This window comes from Enterovirga sp. CN4-39 (genome assembly GCF_049446235.1).
Lineage (GTDB): Bacteria > Pseudomonadota > Alphaproteobacteria > Rhizobiales > Beijerinckiaceae > Enterovirga.
This window is the reverse complement of sequence record NZ_JBMSEF010000002.1, coordinates 200591-215838: the sequence shown is the minus strand read 5'-3', so window position 1 is coordinate 215838 and position 15248 is coordinate 200591. Positions and strand designations below refer to the sequence as shown.

At 68.6% G+C, this 15248-nt stretch carries 18 protein-coding genes; 9 read left to right on the top strand and 9 right to left on the bottom strand.

The window, feature by feature from the left end:
- The first annotated feature begins 82 nt into the window (after nucleotides 1-82).
- From ACO2SS_RS04790 to ACO2SS_RS04775, 4 genes are all read left to right on the top strand, one after another.
- On the top strand, nucleotides 83-508 hold the full coding sequence (locus ACO2SS_RS04790; RefSeq protein ID WP_423276448.1) for an OsmC family protein: 426 nt from the start codon (nucleotides 83-85) through the stop codon (nucleotides 506-508).
- Nucleotides 509-590: 82 nt separating this feature from the next.
- Nucleotides 591-1388: an inositol monophosphatase family protein gene (locus tag ACO2SS_RS04785; protein ID WP_423276447.1), complete on the top strand. Its 798-nt coding sequence runs from the start codon at nucleotides 591-593 to the stop codon at nucleotides 1386-1388.
- Between the two features lie 50 nt (nucleotides 1389-1438).
- The gene (locus tag ACO2SS_RS04780) at nucleotides 1439-2362 is read left to right on the top strand and encodes a flagellar motor protein MotA (protein WP_423276446.1); all 924 of its coding nucleotides are present in this window, start codon (nucleotides 1439-1441) and stop codon (nucleotides 2360-2362) included.
- Complete coding sequence (locus ACO2SS_RS04775) at nucleotides 2362-3381, top strand: peptidoglycan -binding protein (protein WP_423276445.1); 1020 nt, start codon at nucleotides 2362-2364, stop codon at nucleotides 3379-3381. Before ACO2SS_RS04780 ends, ACO2SS_RS04775 begins: the two co-directional genes overlap by 1 nt.
- A 4-nt stretch (nucleotides 3382-3385) precedes the next feature.
- Here the strand turns inward: ACO2SS_RS04775 and ACO2SS_RS04770 are convergent, their stop codons facing one another.
- The 3 genes from ACO2SS_RS04770 to ACO2SS_RS04760 are packed head-to-tail and all read right to left on the bottom strand — an operon-like array spanning nucleotide 3386 to nucleotide 5463.
- Nucleotides 3386-3691: a DUF86 domain-containing protein gene (locus ACO2SS_RS04770; protein WP_423276444.1), complete on the bottom strand. Its 306-nt coding sequence runs from the start codon at nucleotides 3689-3691 to the stop codon at nucleotides 3386-3388.
- 41 nt (nucleotides 3692-3732) lie between these two features.
- On the bottom strand, nucleotides 3733-4026 hold the full coding sequence (locus ACO2SS_RS04765; protein ID WP_423276443.1) for a nucleotidyltransferase family protein: 294 nt from the start codon (nucleotides 4024-4026) through the stop codon (nucleotides 3733-3735).
- 24 nt (nucleotides 4027-4050) lie between these two features.
- Complete coding sequence (locus tag ACO2SS_RS04760) at nucleotides 4051-5463, bottom strand: sodium:proton antiporter (protein WP_423276441.1); 1413 nt, start codon at nucleotides 5461-5463, stop codon at nucleotides 4051-4053.
- A gap of 139 nt (nucleotides 5464-5602) precedes the next feature.
- Between ACO2SS_RS04760 and ACO2SS_RS04755 the strand changes: the two genes are divergently transcribed.
- Together ACO2SS_RS04755 and ACO2SS_RS04750 are read left to right on the top strand one after the other, a co-directional pair.
- Nucleotides 5603-6349 carry an SDR family NAD(P)-dependent oxidoreductase gene (locus tag ACO2SS_RS04755; protein WP_423276440.1) on the top strand — a complete coding sequence of 249 codons (747 nt, stop codon included), beginning with the start codon at nucleotides 5603-5605 and terminating at the stop codon, nucleotides 6347-6349.
- 5 nt (nucleotides 6350-6354) lie between these two features.
- Nucleotides 6355-6636, top strand: a complete 282-nt coding sequence (locus ACO2SS_RS04750; protein WP_423276439.1) for a hypothetical protein — start codon at nucleotides 6355-6357, stop codon at nucleotides 6634-6636.
- A gap of 21 nt (nucleotides 6637-6657) precedes the next feature.
- Here ACO2SS_RS04750 and ACO2SS_RS04745 read toward each other — a convergent pair whose 3' ends face one another.
- Complete coding sequence (locus tag ACO2SS_RS04745) at nucleotides 6658-7578, bottom strand: DMT family transporter (protein WP_423276797.1); 921 nt, start codon at nucleotides 7576-7578, stop codon at nucleotides 6658-6660.
- A gap of 208 nt (nucleotides 7579-7786) precedes the next feature.
- Here ACO2SS_RS04745 and ACO2SS_RS04740 point away from each other — a divergent pair, with 208 nt between their 5' ends.
- Together ACO2SS_RS04740 and ACO2SS_RS04735 are read left to right on the top strand one after the other, a co-directional pair.
- Complete coding sequence (locus ACO2SS_RS04740; RefSeq protein ID WP_423276438.1) at nucleotides 7787-9511, top strand: L-lactate permease; 1725 nt, start codon at nucleotides 7787-7789, stop codon at nucleotides 9509-9511.
- Between the two features lie 9 nt (nucleotides 9512-9520).
- A complete protein-coding gene (locus ACO2SS_RS04735; RefSeq protein ID WP_423276436.1) occupies nucleotides 9521-9844 on the top strand; it encodes an MmcQ/YjbR family DNA-binding protein in 324 nt (107 codons plus the stop codon).
- A 12-nt stretch (nucleotides 9845-9856) separates the two neighbouring features.
- On the opposite strand, the gene ACO2SS_RS04730 is transcribed toward ACO2SS_RS04735, so the two are convergent.
- Nucleotides 9857-11023 (bottom strand): M20 aminoacylase family protein, encoded by a 1167-nt coding sequence (locus ACO2SS_RS04730; RefSeq protein WP_423276435.1) that lies wholly within the window; start codon nucleotides 11021-11023, stop codon nucleotides 9857-9859.
- A gap of 142 nt (nucleotides 11024-11165) precedes the next feature.
- Nucleotides 11166-12551, bottom strand: a complete 1386-nt coding sequence (locus tag ACO2SS_RS04725; RefSeq protein ID WP_423276434.1) for a PLP-dependent aminotransferase family protein — start codon at nucleotides 12549-12551, stop codon at nucleotides 11166-11168.
- A 117-nt stretch (nucleotides 12552-12668) separates the two neighbouring features.
- On the opposite strand from ACO2SS_RS04725, the gene ACO2SS_RS04720 reads away from it, so the two are divergent.
- Nucleotides 12669-13529 (top strand): DMT family transporter, encoded by an 861-nt coding sequence (locus ACO2SS_RS04720; RefSeq protein WP_423276433.1) that lies wholly within the window; start codon nucleotides 12669-12671, stop codon nucleotides 13527-13529.
- Nucleotides 13530-13548: 19 nt separating this feature from the next.
- Here ACO2SS_RS04720 and trmD read toward each other — a convergent pair whose 3' ends face one another.
- From trmD to rimM, 3 genes are read right to left on the bottom strand one after another with little or no spacing between them, the layout of a single operon-like run.
- Nucleotides 13549-14244: a tRNA (guanosine(37)-N1)-methyltransferase TrmD gene (gene trmD, locus ACO2SS_RS04715; RefSeq protein ID WP_423276432.1), complete on the bottom strand. Its 696-nt coding sequence runs from the start codon at nucleotides 14242-14244 to the stop codon at nucleotides 13549-13551.
- A complete protein-coding gene (locus ACO2SS_RS04710) occupies nucleotides 14241-14630 on the bottom strand; it encodes a glyoxalase superfamily protein (protein WP_423276431.1) in 390 nt (129 codons plus the stop codon). The genes trmD and ACO2SS_RS04710 overlap by 4 nt, the downstream gene beginning before the upstream one ends.
- Nucleotides 14627-15247, bottom strand: a complete 621-nt coding sequence (rimM, locus tag ACO2SS_RS04705) for a ribosome maturation factor RimM (RefSeq protein WP_423276430.1) — start codon at nucleotides 15245-15247, stop codon at nucleotides 14627-14629. The genes ACO2SS_RS04710 and rimM overlap by 4 nt, the downstream gene beginning before the upstream one ends.
- Between the last annotated feature and the right edge of the window lies 1 nt (nucleotide 15248).

Here is a 15248-nt window from a genome sequence, read left to right as displayed (position 1 = left end):
CGCCGCGAAATTTCGCGGGTGCTGTCGACAAACGCGCCCGGACGGCTCAATTGAACCGCTTCACCAACCCGGAGGGCTGCAGATGTCGGTCAGGAAGGCGCGCGCGGTTTGGCAGGGGACGGGCAAGGACGGCACGGGCCAGCTTACGAGCGACTCGGGCGTGCTGAGCTCGACCCCCTATTCGTTCAAGACGAGGTTCGAGGACGAGAAGGGGACCAATCCCGAGGAACTGATCGCGGCCGCGCATGCCGGCTGCTTCACCATGGCGCTGGCTTTCCAGCTCCAGGGCGCTGGCTTCACGCCGACCGAACTGTCGACGGAGGCCGCCGTGACGCTTGAGAAGGACGGACCGGGCTTCAAGATCGCGAAGTCCGCCCTTACCTTGCGGGCGCAGGTCCCGAACATCGACAAGGCGAAGTTCGACGAGCTCGCGAAGGCCGCCAAGGAAGGCTGCCCGGTCTCCAAGCTCTTCAACGCCGAGATCACGCTCGACGCCACGCTCGGCTGAGCGGAGAACGGCACCACCGTATCCGGCGACACGCTCGCCCCGCTGCCGGCGTGCCGCCGGCAGCCATTCCTTTGGAAGACAGATGATCCGCTCCCCCCTGATGACCGTGATGACGGAGGCCGTCATGAAGGCGGCCCGGTCGCTCAAGCGCGATTTCGGCGAGGTCGAGAACCTGCAGGTCTCCCGCAAGGGCCCCGGGAACTTCGTATCGGCCGCCGACCACCGCGCGGAGGAGATCCTCCGCGGCGCGCTGGAGAAGGCCCGCCCCGGCTATGGCCTCGTCATGGAGGAGACCGGCACGATCGAAGGCACCGACACCACGCATCGCTGGCATATCGACCCGCTCGACGGCACCACGAACTTCCTCCACGGCATCCCGCATTTCTGCATCTCGGTCGGGCTCGAGCGCGATGGGCAGATGGTGGCGGGCGTCATCTACGATCCCATCAAGGACGAGCTGTTCATGGCGGAGCGGGGCAAGGGCGCCTACCTGAACAACCGCCGGCTCCGCGTCGCCTCGCGCCGCGACATGGCGGATGCGGTCGTCTATTGCGGCCTGCCGCATCTCGGCCGCCCGGCCCATCCCCGTTTCCTCCAGGAGATCGCGTCCGTCATGACGGTCTCAGCCGGCCTGCGCCGGATGGGCTCGGCCGCGCTCGACATGGCCTATGTGGCGGCCGGCCGCGCCGACCTCTACTGGGAGCGCGACCTGCAGACCTGGGACATGGCGGCGGGCATCGCGATCGTTCGCGAGGCCGGCGGCTTCGTCAGCGATTGCGACGGCGGCTCGGACCCGATGACCACATTGTCGGTGTGTTGCGGCAATGAAGTCCTTCACCGCGAGTTGCTTGGACTTCTGCGGAAGCCGCTGGCTCGCTAAGCTCACCGTGCGGCCTCTTGCCGGAGGGGCCACGCCACGATGAGCTGACGATGCTGCACCCGACCCCGCTTCAGCACGAGGCGCGCCCGCTCTCCTCGCCCCGCATCTACCTCGTGCGGATGGCCGTGTTCCTGATCCTGGTCGGGTTCCTGGTCCTGATCCTGTTCGAGCCCCTGAAGCGGGCCTTCTTCGGCAATCCCGGCCTGAACGCGCTGATCGGCGGCGTCCTGCTCGTCGGCATCGTGCTCGCCGGTCGGCAGGTCATCCGCCTCTTCCGCGAGATCCGCTGGGTCAACCACATCAGCGGCGCCGATGGCCGGACGCTCGCCCGGCCGCCGATCCTGCTGGCCCCCATGGCGGCCCTGATCGGCGATCCGGCCAGCCGCGCCGGCCTCTCCGTCACGACCGTGAGGTCGCTGCTCGATTCGATCTCGGCCCGGCTGGACGAGAGCCGCGAGCTCGTGCGCTACCTCGCCGGGCTTCTCGTCTTCCTCGGTCTCCTCGGCACCTTCTGGGGCCTGATCGAGACCGTGAACTCCGTCGGCCGCATCATCGGCTCGCTCCGCACCGGGTCGGACGCCGCCGTCCTGTTCGACGAGCTGAAGACGAGCCTCTCCGCGCCCCTCGCCGGCATGGGCATCTCCTTCTCGGCCTCGCTGTTCGGCCTCGCCGGATCACTGATCCTCGGCTTTCTCGACCTCCAGGCCGGGCAGGCCCAGAACCGGTTCTACACCGAGCTCGAGGATTGGCTCGCGTCGGCCACCGCCGCCAACGCGATGGGCGCCGAGGCCGCGCCCGCGGACCCCGCCATCGCCGCCCAGGCGATGGCCAACCTCGCCGATAGCATCGAGGGCCTCGTCCAGAATATGCGCTCGGAGCAGAAGCTGCTTCGCGAATGGATGGAGACGCAGGCTGCCCGCGACCGTGACGTCCGCGCTCTGCTCGAGCGCTTCGCGCGCGATCGGGTGCTCTGATGCCGGTCGCCGCCGGGCGGGCCTCGCGCCGCGGCTCGCTCAATTACTGGCCGGGTTTCGTCGACGCCCTGACGACCCTGCTCCTGTCGATCATCTTCCTCCTGTCGATCTTCATACTCGGCCAGTTCTTCCTGGCACGGGAGATCTCGGGGCGGGACAGCGTGCTCGACCGCTTGAACCGGCAGATCGCGGAGCTGACGGACCTCCTCGCCCTGGAGCGCTCCGGCCGGCGCGACATGGAAACCCAGGTCAGCAGCCTGCAGAGCACGCTCCAGGCGAGCGCCAACGAGCGTAGCCGCCTCCAGGCCCTCATCGATGCCGGCAGCTCGGCCGAGGTCCGGGCCGGTGCCGCGAGCGCGGCCCTGGAGGCCGAGAAGGCGCTCACGGCCCGCGCGCTCTCGACGGTCGACCTCCTGAACCAGCAGATCGCCGCCATGCGGCGGCAGCTGGCCGCGCTCGAAGAGGCGCTTGCCGCCTCCGAGAACCGGGACCGGGAATCGCAGGCCCGCATCGCCGATCTCGGCAGCAGGCTGAACGTCGCCCTGGCCCAGCGGGTCCAGGAACTCGCCCGCTATCGGTCCGACTTCTTCGGGCGCCTGCGCCAGATCCTGGGCCAGCGCCCCGACGTGCGGATCGTCGGCGACCGCTTCGTGTTCCAGTCGGAGGTGCTGTTCTCGGCCGGGCAGGCGACCCTCAAGCCGGAAGCCGGCCCCGAGCTCGACCGGATCGCGGCCGTGATCCTCGACCTGTCGAAGGAGATCCCGCCCGACATCCCGTGGGTGCTGCGCGTCGACGGCCACACCGATGCCCGTCCGATCTCCTCCTCCCAGTTCCCGTCGAACTGGGCGCTGTCGGCCGCCCGCGCCATCTCGGTCGTGCAGGCGCTGGCCGCGCGGGGCATCCCTCCCCAGCGCCTCGTGGCCGCCGGGTTCGGCGAGTTCCAGCCGCTCGACCTCGGGACGACAGACGAAGCCTACAGCCGCAACCGCCGCATCGAGCTGAAGCTGACGGAGCGCTGAGGTCTCAGGCCTCGTTCACCTGCTCCAGCAAGGCCGCGATGATAGGCCTTAGCTCGGGGAGCGACTGGGTAGCGGTATGCCAGACGACCGACGGCGAAGTTCGATGGTACTCGTGCCGCAGGATATTCCCCATTGCGGCAATCCGAGGCCAGGGCACATGTGGGGTCCGTGCCTTGTCCGCGGCTGAAATCCGCCGACTGGCCTCCGAGACGATCTCGATGCACCGCTCCACAGCTAGACGCGTGCGCTGGTCGGCAGCAAATCGTTCTGCACTCTGGCTGGCTGTCATCTCGGCAGCAGCGTCGATCATGGCCAGCATGTCGTGAAGGTGAGCTGCAGCCGTACTTCGCATTAAAAAATCCGGAGAGCCTCCGCCTCGATCCGCGGCCGAAGCAGCGGGTGAAGACCTTGCCGAGTCGTCACGTCTGCTCGCGTGCCCAAGATCGACGAGACCTCCTCCTGGAGCTCTGCCAATTCGATAAGGCCGAACCGTGCCGAATCCTCTTCGACGAAGAGATCCACGTCGCTCGCATCGGTCGCTTCGTCACGAACGGTTGACCCGAATAGGTAGAGCTCGCGAACGCCGAGGCGACGCAATCTTGGAGCTTCTCGGCTCAATCTGTTCACCGCGTCGGCTCGGGTCATGACACAGGTCCTTGGACGAGCATCTTACCGGAAGAAGATGAACGTCACGACGACAAATATCGGCACCAGGATCGCGCCCGACCAGAGCATGTAGCCGAAGAAGCTCGGCATCTTCACGCCGCCGTCCCGCGCGATGGCGTAGACCATGAAGTTGGGTGCGTTCCCGATATAGCTGTTGGCGCCCATGAAGACGGCCCCGGTCGAGATGGCCGCCAGCGTGCCGGCGAGCGGGCCCATGAGCTGGACCGGATCTCCGCCCGCGAGCTCGAAGAAGACGAGGTAGGTCGGGGCATTGTCCAGGAAGGAGGACAAGATGCCCGTAAGCCAGAAGTAGGCGACCTCGTTCGGCGATCCGTCCGGCCGGGACACGAGCGCGAGAAGCGGCGCGAAAGCACCCTCCCGCCCGGCACCGAGCGCCGCCGCGACGGGGACGAGGCAGACGAAGATCCCCGCGAAGATCTTGGCCACCTCGATGATCGGACGCCAGTTGAAATCGTTGGCGGCGCGGTTCCGCTTGCTGGTCAGGGCGAGCGACAGCAGCGCCAGGATCACCATGGCGGCGTCCCGCACGAGGTTCTGCAACTGCAGCTCCACGTGGAGGACGTGCAGGCTGATCCCCGGCCGCCACACGCCGCTCAGCACGATCACGCCCACCAGGGCGGCGAGCAGAACGAGGTTCACGACGCCGCGGATGTGCAGCCGCTCGTCGTCCGGCGTCGGATCCGGCACTGTCACGCCTTCCCGGCGGTACCAGTAGGTGTCGAGCACAAAGAAGATCGCGAGCAGCACGCCGGCCGTGAACAGGGTCTCGGCTGCCAGGAAGCGAGTGGTCCAGAAGAAATCGACGCCCCGGAGGAAGCCGAGGAAGAGCGGCGGGTCGCCGAGCGGCGTGAGGGCCCCGCCGACATTCGAGACCAGGAAGATGAAGAAGACGACGACATGCACGTTGTGCACGCGGTTGTCGTTCGCGCGCAGGAGTGGCCGGATCAGGACCATGGAGGCGCCGGTCGTGCCGATGCAGCTAGCCAGCACCGTGCCGAAGGCCAGGAGGCCGGTATTCAGGGCAGGCGAGCCGTGCAGGTTGCCGACCACCACAAGGCCGCCGGCGATCGTGAACAGGGCAAACAGAAGCAGGATGAAGGGCATGTACTCCGTCAGGAGGACATGCATCACGACGTCCAGCGTCGGCGCGAAACCCTGCGTCAATCCGAGCGGCACGAGGACGAGGAGGGCCCAGAACGCCGAGAGGGCGCCCATATGGCGGTCCCAGAAGCGGTGGGCGAGTTGCGGCAGGATGGCGATCGAAAGCAGGATCCCGACGAACGGGATGGCCCAGACGAGGCCGAGGGCTTTTCCGTCGATCGCGCCGGCGGCCTGCGCCGGCCCAGCCCAGAATCCGGCGGCGGCAGCAGCCGCCAACCCAAGCCCCACCCGCATGCCGTCGGTCCCCGCTCTGTTTCACGCGCTCGTCGATTGGCCTTAGGCGGCAACCCTGGCCCGTTCAACACGGCTTTCGGCGGGCTCGCTCTTGCCAGCGAGCGCAGCTAGGCTCGGGCAAAGTGCAAGGGGAGGATGGATGAACCAGATCGATCTGAACGGTCACGTCGCCGTGGTGACCGGCGGAGCCCAGGGCATCGGGCAGGCGATCGTCGAGCGCTTCGCCGCGAGCGGCGCAACCGTGGAGATCTGGGACCTGGATCTCGACCTGGCGCAGGAGACCGCCGAGAACACGGGCGGGAAGGTCATCGCCCGCGCCGTCGACGTCACCGATCCACAGAGCACCGTGGCGGCCGCGAAGGCGGCCGAGGCGGAGCACGGCCCGATCGACATCCTCGTGACCTCCGCCGGCATCGCGGGCCCGAACGTGAAGACCTGGGATTATCCACTCGACGAGTGGTCGCGGATCTTCAAGATCAACGTCGACGGCACCCTGCATTGCTGCCGCGCCGTCGTGCCATCCATGATCGCGCAGGGCTACGGCCGGATCGTCGCGATCGCGTCCGTGGCCGGCAAGGAAGGCAATCCGAACGCGTCGGCCTATTCGGCCTCCAAGGCCGCCGTGATCGCGCTGACGAAGTCGCTGGGCAAGGAGCTCGCCGGCTACGACATCGGCGTGAACTGCATCACGCCCGCCGCCGCCCGAACGCGCATCTTCGACCAGATGACCCAGGAGCATATCGACTTCATGCTGTCCAAGATCCCGCGCGGCCGCTTCGTCGAGACGCGAGAGATCGCCGCCATGGTGGCGTGGCTGTCATCAGCCGAAAATTCCTTCACGACCGGGGCGGTCTTCGACCTCTCCGGCGGCCGCGCCACCTACTAGGGCCGATGATGCCGACACGGACCGGCTACGCCTTCATCGCCGGGATCTGGGTGGTGGGCGCCCTCACGGGCCTCGTCCTGGGCCGGGCGCCCGCCACGATCCCGCACTGGGTCCCGACCCCTGCCCTCACGGTGCCGCTGGTGGCGGGCTTCATCGTCGACATCGCGCTCCGGCCCGCCACCGAGAGCGGCCGGATCTTCCCGCTCACCATGAACGAGCGCGCCATCGGCGTGATCGGCGCGGCCCTGATCGCCGCCGGCGCGAGCGCGCTCGTGCAGCCCGGCTGAGCCTGCCGGGGTCGCGTCGCGTCATGTCCGGCCGTCGAGTGAGGCACGCCGGAAGGCGGCCCAGGCCAGGAGGCGGCCGTCGATTGCGGCGAGGCCTGCGCCGATCAGGGCCATGCCGGCCAGTTGCTGCGGCTGGACCGGCTCGGCCAGGAACGCGGCCCCGAGCAGGAGAGCGCTTGCCGGGATCAGGAAGGTGACCAGCAGGAGGTTCGTGGCCCCGGCGGTCTCCAGGATCCGGAAGAACATGATGTAGCCCAGCGCCGTGGACAGGCTCGCGAGCCCGAGCACGGCCAGCCACGTGGATGCGCCGGGCGCCGGAAGCGTCCAGGGCTGGTCGACGAGGAGCGCGAGCGGCAGGAGCAGCACCGTCGAGACCGTCACCTGCCCGGCCGCGGTCTGGATCGGCGAGATGCCGAGTGCCGCGAAGCGTCGTCCCCACAGGCCCGCAAAGGCATAGGTGAGCGCGGCAAGGAGGCAGGCAGCCTCCGCGGCGATCTGATGCCCAAATCCGGCCAGCGCTCCGGGCCCGATCATGATCAGGACTCCGAGAAAGCCTAGCAGCACGCCGGCACCGCGCCGCCAGGTCAGCTTCTCGTCGGCCAGGAAGGCATGCGCGACGAGGACACCGAAGAGCGGCGTCGTCGCGTTCAGGATGGCGGCGGCACCACCCGTGAGACGGGTCTGGGCCCACATGAACAGCGTGAACGGCACAAGGTTGTTCAGGACGCTCATCACGGCGATCGTCCCCCACGCCGCGCGCGTCCGGGGCAGCCCGGTCCCGAGCAGTGGCAGGAGGACGTTGAGGATCAGCGCCGCGAGCCCGACCCGCAGGAGCACGAGCGTCAGCGGCGGGATTTCCTTCACGGCCACCGCGACGAAGAAGAAGGACCCACCCCACAGGACGGAGAGGCCGAGCAGCAACAGCCACTCGGTCGAGTTCATCGTGCGCTGGATCGGGGACTGACGAAGCACTGTGCGACCTCCACGCCCCGGGCTAGCCGGACCCGGCGGCAGCCGCGACCCGGTTTCTGAAGGGAGAGACTTGCAAGACAGGCAGCCCAGCCCTGCCGGGCACCGGGAAATCGGGCGTTGACATTCGTTGCTTCCAGGCAGACGGGCAATTCGGACGATCTTGGTAGGAGAAGCCAAGATGTGGCAGCAGGTCTACGACCCGTTCGGCAACGTCGTCTTGTCGACGATTGCAGCGGCCATCCCGGTGGTGACGCTGCTGGTGCTCATCGCCTCCGGCAAGGTGAAGGCGCATATCGCGGCCGTCGTTGCGCTGGTGGTGGCGATACTGGTCTCGGTCTTCGTCTTCACCATGCCGAGCGGGCTCGCGATCCGGGCCGCGCTTTTCGGCGTCGCGACGGGCATGTTCCCGATCGGCTGGATCATCCTCAACGTCATCTTCCTTTACCGGCTCACGGTCGAGAAGGGCTGGTTCAAGGTCCTCGAACGGTCGATCGGCGGGATCACGCCCGATCGCCGGCTCCAGCTTCTCCTGGTGGCCTTCGCTTTCGGCGCCTTCTTCGAGGGCGCGGGCGGGTTCGGAACGCCCGTGGCCGTGACGGGCGCCATCCTGATCGGGCTCGGCTTCTCGCCGCTCGCGGCCTCGGGCCTCTCGCTCATCGCCAACACGGCACCCGTCGCCTACGGCGCCCTCGGGGCCCCCATCCAGGGGCTCTCCTCCGTCACGGGGATCGATCCGTTCCTGCTCGGCGCCATGGTGGGGCGCCAGCTGCCGTTCTTCTCGCTGATCGTCCCCTTCTGGCTCATCTGGGCCTTCGCGGGCTTCCGCGGCATGAAGGAGATCTGGCCGGCGATCCTGGTGACGGGCGTCTCCTTCGCGGTCCCGCAATACCTAATCTCGAACTTCATCAATCCCTGGATCGTCGATATCGGCGCCTCGCTCGTCTCGATGGCGTGCCTGATTGGCTTCCTGAGGATCTGGCAGCCAGCGGAGGTCTGGACGTCGCCCGCGTTGCGCACGCGCGACGACTCCGTCGGCACCCTGAAGATTGCGCCGGGCCAGCCAAGGCATGCGCCGGACCCTGGTCTCGGCGTCACTGGGGGTGGCGCCGTAACGGCGAACGGGACGCTCGCGGCAAACGGTACGATGATGGCCTATGTGCCGTGGATCATCCTGTGCGTGATCCTCGCGTTCTGGGGCACCAACTGGTTCAAGGGGATCGTCAACCCGATCTTCACCTGGAACTACCCGGTCGAGGGGCTGCACAACGCCATCCAGAAGGTGGCGCCGATCGTCGCCAAGCCGACCCCCGAAGGTGCCGTCTTCGCCTTCACGTACATGTCCTACACGGGCACAGGCGTGCTCTTCACGGCGATCATCTCGGGCCTGCTGATGGGCTTCTCGCCGCTTAGGCTCGTGACAGCATTCCTCGAGACCATCTGGGTCCTGCGGTACTCGCTGCTGACCATCGCCTCGATGCTGGCGATCGGCACGCTGACCCGGTTCTCGGGCCTGGACGCCACGCTCGGACTCGCCTTCGCGGGAACCGGCTTCCTCTACCCGTTCTTCGGCACGCTGCTGGGATGGCTCGGCGTCGCGCTGACCGGATCAGACACCGCTTCCAATGTGCTGTTCGGCGGACTGCAGCGGATCACGTCCGAGCAGCTCGGCCTCTCGCCGATCCTCATGGCAGCGGCGAATTCGTCCGGCGGCGTCATGGGCAAGATGATCGACGCCCAGTCGATCGTCGTCGCCTCCACGGCCACGAACTGGTTCGGACACGAGGGCACCATCCTGCGTTTCGTGTTCTGGCACTCGATCGCGCTGGCCTGCCTGGTGGGTGGGCTCGTGATGTTGCAGGCCTACGTCCATCCTTTTACCCTCATGGTCGTCCCGGGACCCTGAGCGGAAGGCATGGCAACGGAAGACGACCTGCGCCGGATCGCGCTCTCGCTGGCCGGCACCGTCGAGGCGCCGCATTTCGACCGGACGGCCTTCAAGGTTGCCCGGATCTACGCGACGGTTCCGCCCGGCGGGGCGAGCGCCAATCTGAAGCTCTCGCCCGAGGACCAGGAGTTCAAGTGCCTCCTGAAGCCCGCCGCCTTCGCGCCAGTGCCGAATGCCTGGGGCCGGCAGGGCTGGACCACGGTCACGCTCGGAGCGCTGGACGAGGGCGAACTCGCCGGCATTCTCGAGACCGCCTGGCGCGGCGCGCAGCCGAAGGCGCGCCGCCGTTGAGCCCGGGCGGGATCAGGCCGCCGCCGGCATCCCTTCCTCGATGATCTTCGCCCAGAGCGAGACGCCGTACGGGATGGCGCCGTCGTCGAAATCGTAGGCCGGATGGTGGCACTGCGCGGAGTTGCCGTTGCCGAGGAAGATGTAGGCGCCCGGCTTTTCCTGCAGCATGTAGGAGAAATCTTCCGCGCCCATCTGCGGCGGTACGTCCCGCTTCACGCCGGTCCCGACCATCTCGGCGATCTTGGCCATGAATTCCGTCTGCTCCGGATGGTTGAAGGTCACCGGATAGCCGCGCGCATATTCGACGGTGGCATGGGCCCCGAAGGCGGCCGCGACGCTCTTGGCCACTTCCGAGATCCGCACCTCGACGAGGTCCTGCACCTCCGGCTTGAGGGTGCGCACGGTGCCGAGCAGCGTCGCGTGCTGGGGAATGACGTTGTAGGTGTCGCCCGCCTTAAAGGAGCAGACCGACACGACCACGGATTCGAGCGGGTCGACATTGCGGGAAGCGATGGACTGGAGCGCGACCACGATCTGCGAGGCGACGAGCAGGGTGTCGACGCACTTGTTCGGGTGCGCGGCATGGCCGCCCCGACCCTCGACCTTGATCGTGAAACGGTCGGCGGCCGCCATGACGGGCCCGGACCGGATCGCGAAGGCGCCGACCGGGTGGCCCGGCCAGTTGTGGAGCCCATAAACCTCCTGGATGCCGAAGCGGGTCATGAGCCCGTCCTTCACCATCGCGTCGCCGCCGCCGCCGCCCTCCTCTGCCGGCTGGAAGATCATCACGGCCGTGCCGTCGAAATTGCGCGTCTCGGCAAGGTACTTGGCGGCCCCGAGCAGCATGGCCGTGTGGCCGTCATGCCCGCAGGCATGCATGAGGCCGGGCGTCTGCGACCTGTAGGGAGCGTTCGTCTCCTCCTCGATCGGCAGCGCGTCCATGTCGGCCCGCAGCCCGATCACCTTGCCGCCCGTCCCGCGCCGGCCCTTGATGACGCCGACGACACCCGTCCGGCCGATCCCGGTCACCACCTCGTCGCAGCCGAAGGCCCGGAGCTTGTCGGCCACCAGGGCGGCCGTGCGATGCACGTCGTAGAGAAGCTCCGGATGGGCATGCATGTCGCGGCGCCATTCGGTGACCTCGTCCACGAGATCGGCGACGCGGTTGATGACGGGCATGCTGCTCTCCTCAGCCGGATCTCCCGGCCCTCAACGCGAAAACTGAACTCTCAGCCCGGGCTTTGGTCAACCGGGGATGCAGGGGTGAGAAGCAATAGGCGCGCCGCCATGCGTCGGATGCAGTGCCTGCCGCGCCCTGCTGCTACGCCATTGGCCTGGCGAGCGCCCGCGACAGCAGCATCATGGCCCGGGGGTCCGCCATCTGGGCGACGTTGAAGCGCATGAAGCCGGACGCCGAGCGGGAAGGACTGAATACGTCGCCTGGCGCGAGCACCAGCTTTTCGGAGAGCGCCGCGCGGGCGAGGTCCGCCGCGTTCAGGCCGTCGGGTAGGCGGCACCACAGGAAGAAGCCACCGCGGGGCATGAGCCAGGGCGTGATCCCTAGGCCGCCGAGCCTCTCCTCGGCCTGCCGACGCGCCTTTGACAGGCGACGCCGCAGCGCGTCCAGGTGCTTGCGGTAGCTGCCATCGCCCAGGGCGCCGTGGACGAGCTCCGCGGCGACGGGGCTCGGCCCCCCGAAGCTGGTCGCCACCTGCAGGTCGAGCAGCGCCTCGATCCAGTCCGGACGGGCCGCGATGTAGCCGCAGCGGATCGAGGCCGATAGCGTCTTGGAAAAACTCCCGATGCGGATGACGCGGGAGAGGCCGTCGAGCGCCGCGAGCCGCGGAGAGGGTTCGGGCTCGAGATCGGCGAAGATGTCGTCCTCCACGATCGTCACGTCGTGTTCCGCCGCCGCATTCAGGACTCGGTGCGCCGTCTGCGGGGAGATCGTCGCGCCGGTCGGGTTGTGGAGTGCGGAATTGGTTATGTAGAGCCGCGGCCGGTGAGCCGCGAGCGTCTCCGCGAAGCGGGCCGGATCCGGCCCGGTCGGCGTGTAAGGCACGCCGATGATCCGCGCCTGGTGGACGCGCAGCAGCGCCTGGAAGTTGAAGTAGCAGGGATCGTCGACCAGGACGCCATCTCCCGGCCGGAGCAGGAGGCGGCAGATCAGATCGATCGCCTGGGTGCCCGACGCCGTCAGGAGAATCTGGCTCGGCCCAAGATCGAGGCTCTCGGCCGCGAATTGGCGGGCAAGGAGGCGGCGCAACGGCAGCGAGCCCCGGGTGCTCCCGTAATCCGCCAGCACGGCATCCTCGGCCCTGGCCAAGCCTCGCGCGGCGCGGCGGATGGCGGCATTGGGCATCCAGTCGGCCGGCAGCCACCCGCATCCGAGCTTCACGACGTCGACGCCGGCATCGAGGGACTGGCGCGAGACCCAGAACGGATCGACCGCCTGATCGCGCGGCGGATCGACCTCCGCAGGCACGAGGGCGGGCACAGAGCCGGAGACGTAGAAGCCGGAGCCCGGGCGGGACTGGATCAATCCCTCGGCGGCCAGCCTGTCGTAGGCCTCCACCACGGTCGAGGGCGACACCTTCATGTCCGCCGCGAGGCGCCGGATGGAGGGCAGCCTCTCTCCCGCGGCCAGCGCCCGGCTGGCCAGCCTGCGGCGGACCGCATTCATGACCGCGCCGATGCGGCTCTCCATCCACGCCTCCCCAACCGTACCGGTTCGGTCAGCCATACAGTTCCGACCAATCGTATGGGAGTGTGCCTTCCCGAACTGTCCCGCCTGGCCTAGCTCGCAGCCGGGGGAAACAGGCATATGGTTCGTTCGAGGGAAGGCTGGGGCAGCGGGCTGCTCGGCGTGGTCATCTTCAGCGCGTCCCTTCCGGCAACGCGCGTGGCCGTGGGCGGGCTGCCGCCGGTCTTCCTCACCTCGGCACGCGCCGCGATCGCGGGCCTGCTCGCCGCCGCACTCCTTGTCGTCCTGAGGCAGCACCGCCCCGCCAGGAGCGATCTCGGGTCGCTCGCCATCGTGGCATTCGGCGTGGTGGTCGGCTTCCCGCTCCTGACCGCCCTCGCCCTCCAGTACATGACCTCGGCCCGGTCGATCGTCTTCATCGGGTTGCTGCCCGTCGCGACCGCCCTCTTCGGCGTGCTACGCGGCCGGGAGAGGCCGAAGCCTGTCTTCTGGTTCTTCTCGCTCCTCGGGAGCATGCTGGTGGCCGGCTTCGCGCTGTCGCAGGGCGGCCATTCCTCCCTGGAGGGCGATCTCCTGATGCTCGGCGCGGTGCTCGTCTGCGGCCTGGGCTATGCGGAGGGGGCGGTGCTGTCGCGGCGGCTCGGCGGCTGGCAGGTCATCTCCTGGGCGCTCCTGCTGTCGCTGCCCGCCATGGCGCCGCTCGCCCTCCTCACCCTGCCGGACAGCCCGAGCGCCGTCGCCCTCCCGGCCTGGGCGGGCCTCGCCTACGTGTCCGTCTTCAGCATGCTGGTGGGATTCATCTTCTGGTACCGCGGCCTTGCGCTCGGCGGCATCACGGGCGTCGGGCAATTGCAGTTGCTCCAGCCCTTCCTCGGGCTCCTCTTCGCCGGTCTCCTCCTCGGGGAGCCGATCAGCTCCGCGATGATCGGCGTGACGGCCCTCGTGGTGCTTTGCGTGGCGGGGGCCCGGCGCTTCGCCTGAGAAGGCGGAAGCCGAAGGTTCAGCTCTTTCGGCCGGGGCCGAACAGGTCGGGCCGGCGCTCGCGGGTGATCCGCTCCGCCTCGCTCCGGCGCCAGCGCGCGATGGCGGCGTGGTTGCCGCCGAGGAGCACGTCGGGGATCGTGCGCCCCTCCCATTCGCGCGGCCGGGTGTAGTGCGGATATTCCAGGAGCCCGGCCTCGAAGCTCTCCTCTGCCTCGGAATCCTCGGCGCCCATCACGCCGGGCAGGAGGCGTATGCAGGCATCGAGCACGGCCAGGGCCGCGATCTCGCCGCCGGACAGCACGTAGTCGCCGATCGAGACCTCCTCGAGCGACCTCGCCGCGATCACCCGCTCGTCGATCCCCTCGAAACGGCCGCAGACTACGACCACGCCGGGGCCGGCCGCGAGCTCGCGCACCCTCCCCTGCGTCAGGGGCTTTCCGCGGGGGGACATCAGGAGGCGGGGACGCGCTTCCTCCGCGGGAGAGGCGGCATCGAGCGCAGCCGCCACCACATCGGCGCGCATCACCATGCCGGGGCCGCCCCCGGCAGGCGTGTCGTCCACCCGGCGGTGCCGGCCGATCCCGTGCTCGCGGATCTGGCGTGCCTCGAGCACCCAGCGCCCCGCCTCGAGCGCGTCACCCGCCAGCGAGAGCCCGAGCGGGCCGGGGAACATCTCGGGGAAGAGGGTCAGGATCGTCGCGCGCCAGGTCACGGCGCAGCGACCCCGCCCGCCGCCGGCCTCTCGCAAAAATGGATTCGGTTCGCGAACGGATCGGTGACCGAGACGACGCGGCCCCAGGGCTGCTCCTCGATGCCAGGCCGGTTGTACGGGTACTTCTTTGCCGTCAGCTCGGCATGGAACTCGTCGATGCCGATCATCCGGACGAACACCGCCGAGCCCGGCGTCGCATCGCCGTGGTGCTCGCTGAGGTGGAGCTCCAGTTCTCCGCGGGAAATTCCCAGATACAGCGGGAAGTCCGGCCCAAATCTGTGCTCGAATTCCACCGAGAAGCCGAGGAAATCGAGGTAGAACTCCCTCGCCTTCTCGACGGAAAAGATGCGCAGCACCGGCGCCGTCGCCTCGAAGCGGATCGTCATGCCTCGGCTCCGTCGGCCTTTCCGGCCTCCGGTTCCGCCTCGCTGCCGGCCGCCAGGGCCTCCTCCGCCACCGTGACGAAGCCGCCCTTCAGATCCACGCCCGGCACGGACTCCCTCGTGAACGGAACGAGGATCGTCGGTCCGCGCGGAGGCGCGATCTCGAGGAGATCGCCGCCGCCGTAATTCGGCACGCCGACGATGCTGCCGAGTTCTTCCCCCGCCTCGGACCTCGCCGTGAGGCCGATGAGGTCGGCCAGGAAATACTCGTCCTCGTCCTCGGGCTCGCCCAGTTTCTCGCGTGGGACGAACAGCTTGGCCCGGTTGAGAGCCTCGGCGGCCTCCCGGGTCTGCACGCCCTCGACCCTGGCGACGAGGAGATCCGGCTGGTCTCCCGCCGCCTGCCGCACGGAGGCGAGCGCGACACTACGCCCGTCCGCCAGAAGCAGCGGGCCGTAGGAGGCGATCGCGAGCGGGTCGCCGGTATGCGACTTGAGCCGCAGCTCGCCCTTGAGGCCGTGCGCGCGCCCGAACTCGCCCATGAGGACGAGATCCTTGCGGGCGGGCGCAACGGCGCCCGCCTCGTTCATGCCGGCCGGAGGCCGTGGCCCGCGGGCCATG